A 16,917-nucleotide genomic window follows, 5' to 3' on the forward strand; every position below is an offset into this window, starting at 1 on the left:
TCAGACTGCCTCACCCCCCGCCCGGCCCCCGCCGCTACACCCCGGCCCGCACCCCCGCCCCCCGTACCACCCGCAGCGCGTTGCGCACCGCGACCCGGCCCGCCCGGTTCGCTCCGACGGTGCTGGCCGACGGGCCGTACCCGACGAGCTGGATCCGGGCGTCGCGCACCACCCGCGTCCCCTCCACCCGGATCCCGCCCCCGGGCTCCCGCAGCCGCAGCGGCGCCAGATGGTCGACGGCCGCCCGGAAGCCGGTCGCCCACAGGATGACGTCCGCGTCGACGGTGCGCCCGTCGTCCCAGGCGACGCCGGACTCCGTGATCCGGTCGAACATCGGCAGCCGGTCCAGCACCCCGCTCGCCCGCGCCGCACGTATCGCGTCGTTCACCGGAAGGTCCGTCACCGACACCACGCTCTCCGGAGGCAGCCCCCGCCGCACCCGCTCCGCCACCCGCGCGACCGCGGCCCGCCCCCACTCCTCGGTGAACTCCCCGTCCCGGAAGACCGGCGGCCGTCGCGTCACCCAGGTGGTCGCGGCGGCGTACGGGGCGATCTCCATCAGGTGCTGCGTCCCCGACGCGCCCCCGCCCACCACCACGACCCGCTGCCCCGCGAACTCCTCGGGTCCCGGGTAGTTCGCGGTGTGCAGCTGACGCCCCCGGAACAGCTCCTGGCCCGGGTAACGCGGCCAGAACGGCCGGTCCCAGGTGCCGGTTCCGCTGATCAGCGCCCGCGTCCGCCACACCCCCTGCGAGGTCTCCACCCGGAGCCGCCCGTCCTCGCCCTCCCGCACGGCCTCCACGTGCACCGGCCGGCGCACCCGCAGGCCGAAGGTCTCCTCGTAGGCGGCGAAGTACTCCGCGATCACCTCCGACGAGGGCCGCGCCGGATCGGCGTCCGTCAGCTCCATGCCCGGCAGCGCGTGCATGCCGTGCACCTTCGCGTACGTCAGGGACGGCCACCGGAACTGCCAGGCGCCACCGGGCCCCGGGGCGTGGTCCAGGACCACGAAGTCCCGGTCCGGCACCAGCCCGGACCTGCGCAGGTGATATGCGGCCGAAAGCCCGGCCTGCCCCGCCCCGATGACGACGACGTCCACGTCCCGCACCCCGAAGTTGTTCATGTTTCTACCAACAGGCAGCAGGTCACGGATCTTCCCGCCGTCCGGCGCTCCTCCGGCGCGCTCGACGTCCGGCGACCGCCTCCAGAACCCCACGGGCGGACATGCGCGAACATGGCAGCATGGCCGACACCTTCAGCACCCGCGTCCTGCACCTCACCACGGGCTCGACGGAGACCGTCACCGACCTGACCGAAGCCTGCGCCGACTTCCTCGCCGACGCCGCGTCCGGCCGCGACGGCCTCCTCAACGTCTTCGTCCCGCACGCCACCGCCGGAATCGCCGTGCTCGAAACGGGCGCGGGCAGCGACGACGACCTGCTCGCCGCCCTGCGCACGCTCCTGCCCGCCGACGACCGCTGGCAGCACGCCCACGGCACCCCCGGCCACGGCCGCGACCACGTCCTCCCGGCCCTCGTCCCCCCGCACGCGACCCTCCCGGTCATCGCGGGCCGCCTGGAACTGGGCACCTGGCAGTCCGTCTGCCTGGTCGACACGAACATCTCTAAAGACAACCGTCAGGTTCGTCTGAGCTTCCTCGGCTGACCAAGATCGTTCAGCAGGGGCGTGGCCGCCGATTCTCCGTACGATGCGCGCTCGAACGGAGAGAAACATGCGCGGTACGGACCTCAACACGATCGAACAACCCTACGACGGATGCGGCAAGTGCCTGCTCGGGATGCGGCGGCTGTCACGCGTGAAGCTGGCGACGTCTTCGCCTGAGCGCCAGCGAGAGAACGTGCTCACGGCCGCCGCCGTCGGGGCCCACATCATCGGCTGGGCGGACGACTGGGAGGTCTCCGGCGCCACGGATCCCGTGACCCGCCCGAGCCTTGGCCCATGGCTCCGTGACGAGAGGGGTCCGTACGACGGACTGGTTGCGGCCGCGGTGGACCGGCTCGGCCGCAACGTCGTCGACTGCCTGAACACCGGCTACAAGATGCGGGACGAGAAGAAGGTGCTCGTCACGTACGGGCACGACGGAGCCTGGAACCTCGACGATCCCGCCGACGAGAACCGCTTTACCATGGAAGCCTGGGGTGCGCAGATGGAACTGCGCGCGATCCAGCGCAGGAACCGTGACGCCACCGTCAAGACGCGTGCCGCCGGCCGCCCGAAGGGCAAGCCGTCGTACGGCTTCCAGTACGTGCGGAAGGTCATGGGAGGAAGGATCGAACAGGTCGAGCTGCATCCGCATGCCTCCGAAGTGCTGCGGAACGTCGCCCGCCGCATTCTCGCCGATCCGGAAAGCGTCACCTGCAGCAGTGAGGCCGCGCGTCTCAACCGTGCCGGGGAACTCTCACCCGCGGATCACCTGGCTGCGATGTACGGGAAGCTGGCAGGGGGCCGACCGTGGTCTCCGCAGAGCCTGAAGAACATCCTTCTGTCAGAAGCCACTCTCGGGTACCTGATGCACCGCAACAAGCCTGTCCTCGGGAGGGGAGACGGTCACCCCGTAAGGCTCTGTGAGGGGCTGTGGGACCGGGCCACACACGAGGCGCTCAGGAGCGCCATCCTCTTTCGGAAAGCGCCTTGGGTCCGCCGTTCCAACCGCGAGTACCTGTTGACCACGGTGGCCCTGTGCGGGCAGTGCCACACGCGTCTTTACACCCAGACCTCGAAGGACGCCCCACCGCGCTACACATGCACGGCGCGGAACAAGGGCTGGCTTCAGGCGCAGCACTGCCGACCCGCACCTCTCATCAACGCTCACCTGCTGGACGCCTACGTTGAGGAGTGGTTCGCGCCCACCGCGCTCGCCTCCGGCCTGGGCGCGAACAAGTTGGTCTTCGACAAGGTCATCGTCATCACCGACCGGCGGGTACTGGACAAGCAGCTCCAGGACACCATCTACCAGTTCGACCACAAGGCCGGCGTGGTCGTGCGGATCGACGAGAACTCCCAGCAGCTCGCGGACGCGCTGACCGGGCCGACGGCCCGGATCGTGATCACCACGTTGCAGAAGTTCCCCTTCGTCCTGGACAAGGTCGCGGGGCTGGGAAGTCAGCGCTACGCGGTGATCATCGACGAGGCGCACTCCTCGCAGGGCGGGGAAAGCGCGGCGGCACTGAAGAAGGCGCTGGGACGTCTCGGCTCGGATGCGGTCGACGAGGACGGCGACCCACTAACGGCCGCGGCCCTGGCGCGCGGCAAGCAGCCGAACCTGTCCTTCTTCGCGTTCACGGCCACCCCCAAGGCGAAGACGATCGACCTCTTCGGTAACCCTTACGCCAATCCCGGCTCGGGGGAGCAGGAGAAGGGGCCGTTCCACATCTACTCGATGAGGCAGGCCATCGAGGAGGGCTTCATCCTCGACGTGCTAGGCAACTACATCACCTACGCCACGTACTTCAAGCTCCAGGAGGCTGCCGCCGAGGAGGCGGAGCAGCAGGTGGACCCACGCAAGGCCCGCTCGCGGCTGGTGAGGGCCGCGCTGATGTCGGAGGCGTCGATGGCCTCCCGCGCGAAGATCATCGTCGACCATTTCCGGTCGCACTCCAGCCCGCGCCTCGGCGGCCGGGCAAAAGCGATGGTGGTCACCTCCGGCCGTGACCACGCCGTACGGCTCTACCAGGCCATGCGGGCCTACATCGACCAGCGGGGCTTCACCGACTGCGGCACGCTGGTCGCGTTCTCCGGGGCCCTGACCCTCGACGGGATCGAGTACACCGAGGCCAAGCTCAACGGCTTCCCCGAACGCGAACTGCCGGCGCGTTTCGGCTACACCCGCGCGGACGACCCGAACCCGCCTTCCGTGCCGAAGCCCGAGCACCGCATCCTCGTCGTCGCCGAGAAATACCAGACCGGCTTCGACCAGCCGCTGCTGACCACCATGTACGTGGACAAGGTCCTGGTGAAGCTGGCCGCGGTGCAGACGCTTTCCCGGCTCAACCGCACCCACCGGCTCAAGACCACCGAGGACCTTTTCATCCTCGACTTCGCCAACCGGCCCGAGGACATCGAGCAAGCTTTCCAGCAGTACTACGAGGCGTCGGTCAGCGAGCCCACCGACCCCAACCTGCTGTTCGACCGCGAACGCGAGGTGATGGCCTACCAGCTCCTGGTGGAAGCCGAGATGGATGCCTTCGTCACCGCGTACTTCGCAGCCTTCCAAGGCGGCTCGGCCACCGACATCGCCATCATGAAGGCCCACGCCCGCCTCTACGGCTACCTGCAGCCGGCCCTGGACCGCTTCAACGCCCTCAACGCCACCGAACCGGACACCGCCGCCGAATTCCGCCGCGCCCTGGACTCCTACACCAAGGCGTACGGCTGGCTCTCCCACGTCATCGGATTCGAGAACCTCGAACTGGAACGGCTCTACCAGTACGGACGCTTCCTGCTGCGCCGCCTGCCCGCGCCTGCCCGCAGCGCCGGCGCCGACATAGGGACGGCCGCCCCGAGTCACATGCGCATCGCCCAGACGGGGACCCCAGAGCTGCGCCTGGAGGCAGCGGGCGCGCAGGTACTGCCCGGCCTCGTACCCGAGGCGGCCGGAGCGGTGGCCGAGGCGGAGGAGATGTCGCTGGCCGAGGTGATCCAGTCCGTCAACGAGGAGTACGGGACCGGGCTGTCCACCACCGACCAGATCCTGCTTGGCCAGCTCGTCGTCGCCGTCAGCGAGGACCCCGAGCTCCGGGTCATCGCCCTGCACCAGGACCAGGATGTCTTCGGCGGGGAACTGGAGAAGGACCTCGACCGGATCGTCATCGACCAGGCTGCGTCCAACGATGCCCTGATGGTCCGCTACTTCGACGACGCCGACGTCAACCGCCTGTTCAAGCAGGTCGCGACCCAGCAGGCGTACCAGCTCATCCGACGCCCGGTCCGACGTGAGGCGGAGCGCCGGGCCACCGAGCAGCGGGCCGCCGAGCTCAAGTCGTCCGGAAGCCGTCGGGCGGAACCGCCGACCGCATAGCCTGTGCTCTGCAGCAGGTCAGACAAGAGGCCGAACGGGGTGGTTACGCTCCGACCACACAGAGGGGACCTCGCATGGTGCAGGGCGGTATGCCGAGCTTCGAAGCCGGCGTACCGGCCCGCGTGGTCGCGGGCCGGTACCGGCTGCACACGCCCATCGGCGCGGGCGGCATGGGCGAGGTCTGGCAGGCGTACGACGAGCGACTGGACCGCCGGGTCGCTGTCAAGATGATGCTGGCCGAGAGCCCGGTCCCGCCCGGGTTCCAGGGCGTGGCCTTCGAGGAGACCCTGCAGACTCGCCGTGCCCGCTTCCTGCGCGAGGTACAGATCACGGCCGACATCGAGCACCTGGGTGTGCCAGCCGTCTACGACACCGGCACTGACGAGGCCAGCGGACGGCTGTTCGTCGTCATGCAGCTCCTGCAGGGACGCGAACTACAGACGTTCATCGACGAGACCGACTACGAAAGCGAGACGGTCTCCGTCTCCTGGGGTGCGGCTGTCGGCGCCCAGATCGCCTCTGTCCTTGACACCGTTCACCGTCACGACGTCGTTCACCGCGACATCAAGCCGTCCAACCTGATGCTCACCCCTGGAGGCGTCGTCAAGGTCCTCGACTTCGGCGTCGCTGCCCTGCGCGGAGTCGGCACCCTGCCCCGCCTCACCCAGGTCGGCATGACCGTAGGTACCCCGCCCTACATGTCCCCCGAACAGAGCCTGGCCAACGCTGTCGGCCCCGCCGCAGACGTTTACGCCCTCGCCTGCGTGCTCCACGAACTGCTCACAGGCAAGCCGCCGTTCACCCCCGACGACAGCCGCTCCCACATGTGGCACCACGTCCACACCCCGCCCCCGCCCATCCGCACCCTGCGCCCGGACGTGCCGGCCGAGATCGAGAAGCTCCTGCTGGCGATGCTCACTAAGGAAGCCGAGCAGCGTATGGACGCGATGGCGGTCTACGACACCCTTCTGCCCTTCGTCCACGCCTCCACCGGTGTGCCCGCCGCGACCGACGAGAGCACCCTCGACCCCGGGCTGCCGTTCCTTCGACCCTTCGGCGGCCGGGCGCCCAGCCTCAGTGTTGCCGCTTCGTACACACCCACAGTTGTCGTCCCGTCGCCGCTCGCGCCCTCACCGGCAGCAGCCGCACCTCAGGGGCCGGCATCAGGCCCCGCTGCACTGACAGAGCACGAGGCGGACGCGGTCTCTGATCGGGCAGCGCGGCTCGCTCGGGATGGCCAGTTCACCCAGGCGGCCGACGCGCTCGCCGAGGCCATCGCGAGAGCCGCTGACCCGGAGCTCAAAGAAGGCATGCAGTTCAGCCTCGCCCAGGCGAAGTTCCTGGCCGGAAGCCACCGCGAGGCCCTCGCGCTCTTCGAACCGCTCGCCCACCACTACGCCGACCGCTACGGCGACCACGACGAGCAAGCCCAGCTGTGCTGGTACTACGCCGCGCAGTGCCGGGTGGAACTTGGCGAGGCCACCGCCGCCATCCAAGCCTTCGACCGCGTCAGTGAGGCCACGCCCGCACCCGATGACGAGGACGCCGTCAACCGCTACTTGGACGCCCTCGCACGATTGATGAGTCTGCACGCCGCGGCGGAAAGCCTTCCGCAGGCACTGCACGTAGGCGAGCGGCTCCGATAGGAGACCTCCCGCTTCCGGGGAAGCGACCGGCCCGGCTTGGGGCAAATCGACGCCTATCTTCGCCGCCTTCGCCAAGACCTGGGCTAATTGCTGGAGAAGAGCTATCGCGCCATTGATCGGCCCCACCCCCTGGAAGCGAGTGGAGCAGTAGAACTGGGTCTCGCCTTGGTAGCCAAGCTCGCCGACCGGATATCCGCCGGCGTAGGTGCAGTTAGAGAATAGCTCCCGAAGGACCGACCTATGGAGGTACGTGATGGTGAGAAAAAGAGTCGAGATTGAGTATGAAGAAGGCGTGCAGCTTGGGCGATCAAGAGACGGTGATGGTGCATCGAGTCCAAACCTGTTTATACCTGGCTCGAAAGGAGTCAAGGGGCAAGTTAAGATTTATGAAATCGACGAGGGTGAAGGAGATTCGCTGAGGGGTTCGCCGTCGGTTGTCTATGTCACCGGCGAGTACGGGTCGGATTCCCGAGCGCAGGAGCGCTTGGAACCCGAGGAGATAATCGAGGCCCTAGTTATTCTCGTCAAAGCTGCCGAGAGGGCTGCACCCCACCTCAAGAAATGGTGGAATGATCAGGCCCGCCCGTTCATGAAATCGACGCGTAACAGACTTGTCCGGACTCGCAAGGCTGACAGTCAAGCCGTCACTCCTGAGCCGTCCACCCTGGTCGAATTTGCATTTTCAGAGGATTCGCAAGAATTGGCTACCGCCCTCGACGGGCGTAGAGTCAGTATGAGTAGCACGGAAGCGCAGGAGCGCTTCATTGTGGCTCTAGTGGCCAGACTGTTCAGTGAAGAGCAGTTGAGGATTCTGCGCAATGCTCGGATCGAGGATATAGATGATGCTTTTCAACTGAATTTCCCAACGGAGACGCTTACGCCTAAGCAGGTTGAGGACAGCATCATGCTGATGCTTGAGGCCAATCCTTCATTGCTCGGTGAAGAGACGTTGGCTGAAATCGGGAAGATTCTTGGGGGCGAGTCGAGCGGGCGCCTTCGATTGAGAAGCGAAACGGGGAGAAGGGCACGACGTCTGGCTGACGGTGATGGGTTTCCCTCCCGTTGAAGTACCGAGAGCCTCTCCCGCGCAGCTGTTGCACAGTCGCCGGCGCACATAATAGGAGCGTGCCTGTGGCGGGAAAGTGAGTCCTCCTCACAGTCCGACCTCGGCCCATGAGGGGTCCGAAACGCCTCTGTGCTGGCCTGTCGTTGGTCAGGGGCAGCCGGGGAATCGGGGTACAGACAGCGGGTTCGGGAGCGGGTGGCGCGTCCAGCCGGTGCTGTGGTCCCAGTGCAGGACGTGGGTCTGGTCCAGCAGGCAGCCGACCCAGAGGCCGGTGATGCCGGCCGGCACGTTCGGAGACCGCGGGGGCAGCAGGCCCGGGGCGGCGAGACGGTGCCATGCGGAGGAACGCATCCATGTGAGCCAGAAGAACACCTCGCGGCGCGGTCGGTCGGAAGCCGCGTTGAGCTTCAGGGCCAGGTCCTCGTGCAGCCCGAACTCGACTTCCAGCAGGTCCACCAGTTCCGTTCCGCCGTCGGCGTAAGCGATGGGCGGCGGGTTCGCCGGGAGCGCGGTCCGCCAGGTCAGGGATCGTGCGAGGTTGATCCGTTCGCTCACGTCCCGGCGGGCCAGTTCGGCGAGTTCGGCATCGGTGTGGCGACCGGGGAAAAGGGCTCGCGTCGTCTCGGCCGATTTCTGTTCGTCCTCGGCCCGGCGCTTCTCCAGTGAAGCGAGGAAGCCCGGATCGAACGACCACAGCACCGGGCCGATTCGGAGTGGTTTCGGGAGGGGAGAGGGCGGTGGGGGCTTTCCCTGGCGGCGGTTCTCCTCGGCCCTCCCGGCCCAGTGGTCCGGGTTGAAAGCCGGTATCTGGTCGTACCCGGTCAGCAGGCTGGCGCTGATGTAGCCGGTGGTCGTGTCGCTGGGCACGGAACAGCCGGAAACTACTCCGGCACTGCGCAGGATGCCGTACGGGCACGCCGCCTCGTGGAACGGATGCTCGATACAGGCCGTGCCAGGGGTGAAGCGGTGCACACCACGCCGTTCCAGCTCGGCCAGGGCCGGGCTGATGACGGTTAGGGCATCCCTGAAGCGAGGGTTCCCCTTGCGGCCCCCGTAGGTTGCCTTCGCCGTACTCTCGAACACCATGTGCCAGCCCAGATTCAACTCGGGTACCGCACGCTTCTTGAGGTACGGCTCCCAGGAGCGCCGGTTCCGCTCAGCCACACTGCTGGTCACCTGTGTGACCTCGACTGCCCGATCATCGCCGCACATAAGGTCGAAGCGCCCGTCGGGGGCAGCGCGCACCTCGTGGAAATCACCGCACCGAGGGCAGCGGTCATACGGTTCGACGGTCTCACCCGTGCAGTACTGCAGGACGCCTGCCGCTCTCAGCTCCACATGATCACTTGCTCGGGGCATGAGCCTCGTCCGTCCCGGCAGGCGCGTCCCAAGGAAGTACCAGCTGTTCCAGCGGCAGACGGGACAAGGTCTTGAACAAGTCGTCCCGGCGGTACCCGAGCCCCGCGGCAAGCAGAATTCGCACGTGCTGATCCAGTGCCTCGATCATGGTCGAGGGCAGGCCGACGGCCTGCGGGATGACCCACGCATCCCGCAGGAGCAGCGCCAGATCGGTATCGCCAACCGGCAGATGGAGATGCAGCTCCCACGGAGGGACGGTCCGCAGAGGGCCCCGTACCGCCCGGCTCCGCCGCGCGAGCAAGCGCCGACCGGCCACTTGGAGAGCACGCAGCACCGCCATTTCGGCCATGGCCGCCGCCACGGTCTCACGAGGGTTCTGGATCATGATTCTCCTACTGGATCCCGGAGACGTGCCGCGGTTGGAGGAACGGGATCAGCGGGGCTGGCAGCACGGCGGGGGATTCGAGAAGCTCCCATTGGCAGTCCGGTACTTTGCCGTCGAGGTCGCGCAACGACCGCCGCATCATCAACAGGATCAGGGTGTCCGACGCCCGGTCTGTGGGGGACCAGTGGCGGTCTCCCACCTGGGCCATCAGCACGAGCCCCGACACGAAGGCTCTGCCCATCAGCCAGGCGAGGGCCGCGTCGCCCAGCTCGCCGGCCTCGAGCTCCGCCTCGACCCGTGCGCACAGGTCCAGCGCCCACTCGCGGGTCGCCCCGCTCACCTCCCAGGCGTCCTGCAGGTCTTCCAGGGTGGCCGTCTCCGCCAGACTCAGCAGGGCGCCGCGGACGTCACCGTCGGGAACGGTGCTCATCCCGCCGTCCGGGAGGAACACCTCCTGGGCGGCATCAGGGACGTCATCGACCGTGTACTCGGCCAGTGACGCCCCCGGGTTGCCCCACCCCATCGGCTGCACGGCCCGCAGCACGTCACCGATCCCTTGCGGCGTGACGGCGGCACCTCCACGCAGCACCGTGGTCACTGCGGCAGCCGTGACCTCCCCGCCGGACAGGCTCGGAGGTTCCGGGTTCGCGTCCAGGCCGGCCAGCTCGGGAGGGGGCCAAACCACCCCCCGGTCACGCATGTACCGGGCGATGCCCTCATCGATCCGACGCACCCGCGCGGGAATGAGCCGCACCCGCTGTCCCGAGGCGACCACCTCGTCGGCGACGCGCTCCGCCCACTCCTCCTCGTTCTCTCCCTCTTCCGGACCTTCCTCGCCGAGTCCGGCGCTCAGGCCCCGGACCGCCTTGCCGAAGGCGTCCCGCACGGTCTCCTCCGGCACCGGGTGCCCTTCGCCAAACAGCGCCAGCGCCAGATGAGAGGGCCGAGCGCCCCTCCGCGCCAGCCGGCCGAGCGCCACGACCAGACCGAATGCCTCATCGCCCGGAACCGACGTGCTCCCACGCCCGCGGCCCAGCGCCCGCTTCGTGTGTCCCGGCAACAGCCCCGCCCGCCGCCACGACGCAAGCTGCTTCGCTGACACCACGAAACCGTGCTGACGCGCGTGCTCGACGAGCTGCTGATCAGCGGAGCCCGGACCAGGAGAAGACATGCCGCGAACCTACCTACTTCCGTCGGAAGAGGCTGTGCCTTCGGGAATTAGAGACCCCCCACCTTTACCCGGGCCGGGCGCACCGGGCCTGGTGACCTGGGGGGAACCGCCGCAGCACACGGCCCGGCGACACATTAGGAGGAACCATGCTCACTGCACTGACCGCCCTGCTCCCGACCACTGGCCCCTTGCTCTGGGTCCTGATCCCCGTCCTGCACATCTGGATCACCGTGTACGTAGTCATCGTCGGAGTCGCCCTGCTGCACCCCCGCCGCTCCCGCCGGAGGGAAGCCCGCCAGATCCTCAACTGCCACCTCCTCATTTTCAGGCCTCTGTGACCCTGCTGGAGAAGTGGCCGCGGGGTTGTGGCAAGGGCGGGCCCCGGCCCTTGCCATCCGGATAGGCTGGTGTTGCCTTAACGGAGGTTGGTGGAGTCGAGGGTTAGCAACTTAGACAACTCAAGTCCCTGGGTCAGCTGAATCCTCAACTGCCGGTCAGCCGCCGCCGAGTGGGTCCGCGACACGGTCCGGTTGATTGAGGTGAGGCCGCTCGTCCGGTGACGGGCTGCTGGCTCGCGAGGTCTGGGAGCCTGGCCAGCAGCATCGTCTGGGAGACGCGTCGCAGCGCGAAGGACGATTCCTCACCGCCGCGACAGTCTCGACCGCGGCAGCTGTTCGACAGTCCGGCCGCGGCCGAGGTCGCCGTCAACCACCCGGCCGCCGGGGGAAAGGACCTGGACGCGGCGCACTACCCGGCGCTGTACCTTCGTGTTGCCGAGTACTCCCACCAGCGGCAATGGCCGATCACCTGGAGATGATCGGCCATTGCGGCGAGGTTCTCCATCTGCCAGGAGGCGATCCACGGCCAGCCGGGAAGCGATCTCCCAGAGACATGGTTCCTTGCTGGCCAGACGCACATGTGCTGCGGCGCGAAGGTGGGTGTGAAAGGCAGCGCCTGCGCACTCCTGGAACCCGCCCGAGCGGCCACGCCCTCTACGGCTCCGCTGTGTTGGGTCCGTTGTCCAGTGAAGCGTCGAGCACGCATACACGAGCGGCGATGCCGCCATCGGCTGGGGTTGCCGCGTGCTGATGGAGGTCTCTACGGAGCCGCTCAGGTGTGTGGCGGGCAGACTTGGCCCGGCGGCTGTCGCCGTTGCTCCAGGCATTGCCGCCGAAGTAGACGGCGATGTATACGCCTGCTGACCCCAGTGGGCCTTTGAGGTAACGCCAGCCGAGCTGGTCGGTGATGGCGGTGACGACTTCGTCGTGCCAGCTGCATTTCACCTCGCCAGGTACCGTCAGTAGCTGGCTACTGGTGGTGCGGGCCTCAACCAGGAGGTCGGGGATGTCGCCAGGTGTGTCACCCAGGCGCGGGTTGATTTCTACCTCACGCAGCACGGCGGCCCGCTCCCGCAATCTGCGCTGCATCTCCCGGGCGAGCCAGGTCGACACCTCGCGCTCTTCTGCCGGCACATACCCGATCCAGACGTTGTCTCTGCGCTGGCGGTGCCACAGTTGGGCGCGCAGGGCGCGGTCGGCACGCAAGCTCTTCCCGATGTCGTCCAGGACTTCGGCTGTGACCCAGGCGAGTTGCTCTCTGGATGCGATGATCCGACGCGAGGGGTCGGTCAGCATCTCGCGTACTTCTGCTACGGACGGCGGTCGCCACTCCCGGGCGCGCATGGTGTTCCGCATGTCGACAGCTTCGGCACGCAGCCACACGCTACCGGTCTTGTCTGCGAGCTCCTCCAGGATCGTGGCGTGCTCGATCGAGGCATGCTCGGTCAGCGGGTGCAGGATCTGGGAGGAGAACTCCTCGGCGGGATCGCTGCGCACTACGCGCCCGGAGGCGACCGGTTTCCGTGGCAGGGCGTGGTGCGCCCAAAGATAGAGCTGCCCGCGCTGGGACGAGGTGAGGGTCGACCACGCGTCGGAGGCGTTGTGATGGGCCTGGTAGATGATGTCCCGCGCGAGAGTCTGGTCGTTTTCGAAGACGGTCAGCAGGCCGTCGAACTGTATTGGAGTCATGGGACATGCGGCGAGCCGGCTGCCGGCTGTCACCGCAGTGTCTCGGTGGATCGACTCGCCGACGCCTTGTTCAGGGGGCGTAGGTGCGTTTGCCTGCAGGAGAGTATGGGCCAGCTCTGCGGTGGCAGAAGGAAGCATCGTAGCAGCGATGTCGAAGAGGCCGCTGAGCGTCTCTGCGGGGTAGACGCCTTCGCTCAGGCGCGCCAGCGCTTGTGAGCTGAGCTCCGGGCTTTTGATACGCCGTTTATGGAGGGCGACAGTGAGGGCGTCATGGTGCATGTTGCGGATAAGGAAGGCGTCAGTGGCGTCCCTGTCGTGCGCGGTGGCCCGTTCGAGCGCTTGGAAGACGACCGTGTATCCGCCGGGCAGGCGCCAGAGGCCGGGCAGCCATGCCAGCCAGTGGTCCGCCGGGACACGGTCGAGCCAACTCTGGTCGACGGCTGTGAGCAGGCGGCAGGCGACTTCGATGAGGCTGGCGTTCACCTCGTCCTCGGCGTCCGGGCCGGATGACAAGAATGACATGGCTCGCTCGGCCACGATGTGGTGCTGCGCGGCCGTCAGTGCCGCCCAGGCGGGAATGGGATCCGACGAGCGGGTCCCCTGAGCAGGATGCTGCAGGCCGTGCACCATGGGAGCAAACTGTGGCTCCGCCAGTACCTGATCGGCGGACCACGATTCGCTGTTGCGCGCATCCTCGTCAACAGGCACGACCCGCTCGGCACGGGATGCCGCGAACCGCTCTGCCAAGACATGCCATCGCGGCTCCACCGCTTCTGCCGCGGCCACGACGCTCGCGGCGCCTTCGTCATCGACCACGTTGGCCAGCGCATACACCGCGAAGAACGCCGGCACGTTTGTCGCCTGCTGCACATCGGTACTGCGCAGGTCCTCCAGCCACCATTCGAAATCGTCCGCACGGAGCAGGCCCGCGTCGTGAAGGCGCGTTGCCGTCATGTGCCCGGAGCCACTGTGCTGCAGCAGGTCCTTGACTAGTTGCCGGCGTCGCTGCGGCTCCAATGCCGAGATCTCTTCAGGGCTGACCCCGTGCAGCGCTCGGTGGGCGGCCCATTGCGCCTGCAGCATCCGTCCGCCGGACCGCCATGTGGCAGAGCCGATAGCGCTGGTGGTGACAGAAGCCCACGCGGCGCTGCTGAGCATACGCCGCACCCTTGGATCACCGTGCGCAGCGGAGGGAAGGGACGCGGCCCACGCATCCAGGTCGTCGATGCCGCACTCACCGGCCGCGACACGACGGGCCAGCATGGTCACGAATCGTCGGCCCATAGGGCTGTGCGGCATCCGGTCCGCCTCGGCGATCGTCTCCAATAGCCAGGCCATGTCCACGTGTCGCGGCCACAGTACAGGCAGCAGCTCAGCCCGCACCGGCCACGGGCAGGCGGCGTCGGCTGCAAGGCGCTTGACCCGTTCGAGGAGGGCCGTTTCCTCAGTCCCGCACAGGGCGCGGGCGGCCCACTCTGCAGTACGGACATGATCGTCGTATTTGTCGCGCTCCCGGCCGGTGACCGACTCCTCGAGCAGATCCACAAGAGGTCCGTCGAGTTCCCGCAGACCGGTCGCCTGGATGATCAAAGCAACCTCCTGCTGGCGCCAGGCCGGCTCGTCGCTTCCCAGCAGAGGGGCAATCTGCGACGCCAGACCCGAGAGAAGCAAGCCTGCATAGCCGGAACGGAGGCGCGGCGCCGGAGCCAGAGCCGAGGCAAGTCTCGCCACGATCTTCTCGGCGACCTGTGCCCGTACATGATCGGTGAAATCCTGCAGGTCAGCCTGCATTAAGACCTCGGGATCAGTGTCCACCAGCCAAGCGGCCACATCCGCTCGCAGAGCGGCCAGCCACATTGCCGTGCCAGCCAGTTGAGGAAGAACGCGCTCAGGATAGGCAGGATCGGCCAGCAGGCTGCGCACGCTGGTTAGAGGCAGCTCTTCGCACTGCTGGGCAGTGAGGAACTCTTGGACGCTTCGATGCATCCACTGCCTGCCCTCGCCGCCGTCGGTGAGGAGAGCGCTGTCGAAGACAGCATCAAGCGCTTTGAGGTCCTCCTCACTGTCATCCACCCTGTCCAGCGCCAGCAGCATGTCGCGCTGCAGGGGTCCGAAGCGGCGGACCACCTCTGGTCGCCCTGACAGCAGGCTGACCGCTGCCAGTCGTCGAGCTGCCTTGAGCCGTCTGGCCAGCGGAGGATCACCCTGGCCGCGCTCCACCCGGCCTGCATTGAACTCGGTGACCAGACCCTCCACCCCCAGCGCGAAGATGCGGTGACGTTCCGGCGGCATGCTTTGCCGCCGACTCGCGGCCAGCAAGAGGCGCAGGGTAATGGGAGCGGCTGCCATCAGCAGAACGCCTGATGCTCTCAAAGAGGCGATAAAGCCATCTGCATCGTCGAGTTCCGTAGCAGCTGCCTGCCAGATGTCGCGCTCCGTCAACGGAGCCAGAACCAGCCTGCAAGTCGCATTCTCATCAGGCCACCACCGGGCAAACGTCTTCGTGAGTGCCTCCTGCCAGACAGACCCTCTACTTGTGATCAGTACCCGAAGACGGCTCCGGTCGAGCCGGCCCAGGGCACCTTCCAGCGCTGAGGCCAAGGAGGAGGCGGCGAACAATGGCTCGTCGAATCCGTCTAGGGCCAAGACTAGATCACCTGGCGATCCGGCAGACCGCCACCCGGCGTCCGCCTCCCTCACTCCATCACGCACCTCGCCGGGTGTATGGAAGTTCCGCAGTAAAAGATGCTCGACGTGCTCACCGGCATGCCGACGCCGATCAACCTCCGCCTCCAGTTCCGAGGACTTACCCATCCCCGGATCCCCCATCAGCACCAGGGCGCGGCACGCTGCATAATCCTTCAGCTGCCGAACATACCGGTTGAGGAATTTCGTGTACTCGCCCTGCGGGTCCGGGAGCACACCACTGAACAGCGTGTTCTCCACCCCCTCCGGCCCCCACCAACGGCTCCACGCAACACGGTCACCGGCGACAAAGCCCATCGAGCCCCCTCGACTCCGACTAATCCCGACCTGTGCATTCAAACGCACTGCGCCCAGAACAGGCCACCTTTCTACAGACTTCCGCATGGGCACCGTCGCGGCATCGGCTGTCTGGCGGACCAGTACGACAGAGACACTTCCTAGCGACGATCCCATGCCCGTCTCGATGACCCTGTGCGCCGCGGGTTAGGGATGCACCACCAGGCAAAACACTCGGCGCGGGCTAGGGCGTTTCCTTCGGATCATCTGATCGTTGGTTGATGTGTGTCGTTGACTGACGCTCAGTGGGCCCGGATTGAGCCGTTGCTTCCCGGCCGGACTCCTCGCCGGGGTGGACGATGGCGGGATCACCGGCAGGTGATCGACGCGATCGCGTTCAAGTACCGCACCGGGACGCCGTGGATGGACCTGCCCGAGCACTTCGGGTCCTGGAAGGGCGCCCACAACCGGCTGCGGAAGTGGGCCGCTGACGGCACCTGGGAGAAGGTCTTCACCGCCCTGCTCGCCCAGGCCGACACCGAGGGCGACCTGGACTGGGTTGTCGCCGTCGACTCCACCGTCGTGCGTGCTCACCAGCACGCCGCCGGGGCCCGGCAAAAGGGGCCCCGGCAGGCGAGCCCGCCGACCCTGCCCTCGGACGCTCCCGCGGCGGACTGACCACCAAGATCCACCTCGCCGCAGACGGCCACTGCCGCCCGCTGGCCTTCGTCCTCACACCCGCCAGGCTGGTGATGCCCCCGCCTTCACCCAGGTCATGGCCCACTTACGAGTACCGCGCCCGACCGGCCGCCCCAGGACCACACCGGATGCAGTCCTGGCCGACAAGGCATACTCGTCCCGCGCGATCCGCACCCATCTCCGCCAGCGCGGAATCAGGGCAGTGATCCCTCAGCCCGCGGACCAGGTGGCCCACCGCAAGCGCCGCGGCAGCTACGGCGGGAGGCCGCCGGCCTTCGACCGCGACGCCTACACACAACGCAACACCGTCGAGCGGTGCATCAACAAGCTCAAACAATGGCGCGGCCTGGCCACCCGCTACGACAAGACCGCCACCATCTACCTCGCCGGACTCCACCTCGCCGCCATCTTCATCTGGTCAGCGAGATGATCCGAAAGAAACGCCCTAGTACTGCAACGGTGCTTTTCCTGATGGTTGGGCAGGTTCGGGTGGTGTGTGGCCGCGGCATTTGTAGTGGCTGATCCGGGCTTGGTGCTGTCGTCG

General features: G+C 67.3%; 10 protein-coding genes and 1 pseudogene. 6 read left to right on the top strand and 5 right to left on the bottom strand.

What is annotated here, in order from left to right:
- Positions 1 to 34 precede the first annotated feature (34 nt).
- Positions 35 to 1,123 carry an NAD(P)-binding domain-containing protein gene (locus ACIP93_RS30040; protein WP_401763658.1) on the bottom strand — a complete coding sequence of 363 codons (1,089 nt, stop codon included), beginning with the start codon at positions 1,121 to 1,123 and terminating at the stop codon, positions 35 to 37.
- A gap of 119 nt (positions 1,124 to 1,242) precedes the next feature.
- Between ACIP93_RS30040 and ACIP93_RS30045 the strand changes: the two genes are divergently transcribed.
- From ACIP93_RS30045 to ACIP93_RS30060, 4 genes are all read left to right on the top strand, one after another.
- On the top strand, positions 1,243 to 1,665 hold the full coding sequence (locus ACIP93_RS30045; protein ID WP_401763661.1) for a YjbQ family protein: 423 nt from the start codon (positions 1,243 to 1,245) through the stop codon (positions 1,663 to 1,665).
- Positions 1,666 to 1,732: 67 nt separating this feature from the next.
- Positions 1,733 to 5,038 carry a recombinase family protein gene (locus ACIP93_RS30050; RefSeq protein ID WP_401763664.1) on the top strand — a complete coding sequence of 1,102 codons (3,306 nt, stop codon included), beginning with the start codon at positions 1,733 to 1,735 and terminating at the stop codon, positions 5,036 to 5,038.
- Between the two features lie 89 nt (positions 5,039 to 5,127).
- On the top strand, positions 5,128 to 6,684 hold the full coding sequence (locus ACIP93_RS30055) for a protein kinase (protein ID WP_401763667.1): 1,557 nt from the start codon (positions 5,128 to 5,130) through the stop codon (positions 6,682 to 6,684).
- A 253-nt stretch (positions 6,685 to 6,937) separates the two neighbouring features.
- Positions 6,938 to 7,750 carry a hypothetical protein gene (locus ACIP93_RS30060; protein ID WP_401763669.1) on the top strand — a complete coding sequence of 271 codons (813 nt, stop codon included), beginning with the start codon at positions 6,938 to 6,940 and terminating at the stop codon, positions 7,748 to 7,750.
- 147 nt (positions 7,751 to 7,897) lie between these two features.
- Here ACIP93_RS30060 and ACIP93_RS30065 read toward each other — a convergent pair whose 3' ends face one another.
- The 3 genes from ACIP93_RS30065 to ACIP93_RS30075 all read right to left on the bottom strand — a co-directional run bounded on the left by ACIP93_RS30065 (position 7,898) and on the right by ACIP93_RS30075 (position 10,596).
- On the bottom strand, positions 7,898 to 8,926 hold the full coding sequence (locus ACIP93_RS30065; protein WP_401763671.1) for a hypothetical protein: 1,029 nt from the start codon (positions 8,924 to 8,926) through the stop codon (positions 7,898 to 7,900).
- 166 nt (positions 8,927 to 9,092) lie between these two features.
- The gene (locus ACIP93_RS30070; protein ID WP_401763674.1) at positions 9,093 to 9,494 is read right to left on the bottom strand and encodes a hypothetical protein; all 402 of its coding nucleotides are present in this window, start codon (positions 9,492 to 9,494) and stop codon (positions 9,093 to 9,095) included.
- 7 nt (positions 9,495 to 9,501) lie between these two features.
- Positions 9,502 to 10,596, bottom strand: coding sequence for a hypothetical protein (locus ACIP93_RS30075; RefSeq protein WP_401763676.1), 1,095 nt, complete (start codon positions 10,594 to 10,596; stop codon positions 9,502 to 9,504).
- A gap of 215 nt (positions 10,597 to 10,811) precedes the next feature.
- Here ACIP93_RS30075 and ACIP93_RS30080 point away from each other — a divergent pair, with 215 nt between their 5' ends.
- A complete protein-coding gene (locus ACIP93_RS30080; protein ID WP_401763678.1) occupies positions 10,812 to 11,003 on the top strand; it encodes a hypothetical protein in 192 nt (63 codons plus the stop codon).
- A gap of 654 nt (positions 11,004 to 11,657) precedes the next feature.
- On the opposite strand, the gene ACIP93_RS30085 is transcribed toward ACIP93_RS30080, so the two are convergent.
- Complete coding sequence (locus ACIP93_RS30085; protein ID WP_401763681.1) at positions 11,658 to 15,638, bottom strand: hypothetical protein; 3,981 nt, start codon at positions 15,636 to 15,638, stop codon at positions 11,658 to 11,660.
- A 321-nt stretch (positions 15,639 to 15,959) separates the two neighbouring features.
- On the opposite strand from ACIP93_RS30085, the pseudogene ACIP93_RS30090 reads away from it, so the two are divergent.
- Positions 15,960 to 16,803: pseudogene (locus tag ACIP93_RS30090) on the top strand (IS5 family transposase).
- Positions 16,804 to 16,917: the final 114 nt, after the last annotated feature.

It is taken from the genome of Streptomyces sp. NPDC088745 (assembly GCF_044751045.1).
Taxonomy (GTDB): domain Bacteria; phylum Actinomycetota; class Actinomycetes; order Streptomycetales; family Streptomycetaceae; genus Streptomyces; species Streptomyces cremeus.

Excerpts from the sequence above, each read along its gene's own strand:
- ACIP93_RS30050 (WP_401763664.1), top strand. The coding sequence starts at position 1,733 with ATGCGCGGTACGGACCTCAACACGATCGAACAACCCTACGACGGATGC.
- ACIP93_RS30080 (WP_401763678.1), top strand. The coding sequence starts at position 10,812 with ATGCTCACTGCACTGACCGCCCTGCTCCCGACCACTGGCCCCTTGCTC.
- ACIP93_RS30060 (WP_401763669.1), top strand. The coding sequence starts at position 6,938 with ATGGTGAGAAAAAGAGTCGAGATTGAGTATGAAGAAGGCGTGCAGCTT.
- ACIP93_RS30055 (WP_401763667.1), top strand. The coding sequence starts at position 5,128 with ATGCCGAGCTTCGAAGCCGGCGTACCGGCCCGCGTGGTCGCGGGCCGG.
- ACIP93_RS30040 (WP_401763658.1), bottom strand. The coding sequence starts at position 1,123 with ATGAACAACTTCGGGGTGCGGGACGTGGACGTCGTCGTCATCGGGGCG.
- ACIP93_RS30045 (WP_401763661.1), top strand. The coding sequence starts at position 1,243 with ATGGCCGACACCTTCAGCACCCGCGTCCTGCACCTCACCACGGGCTCG.
- ACIP93_RS30070 (WP_401763674.1), bottom strand. The coding sequence starts at position 9,494 with ATGATCCAGAACCCTCGTGAGACCGTGGCGGCGGCCATGGCCGAAATG.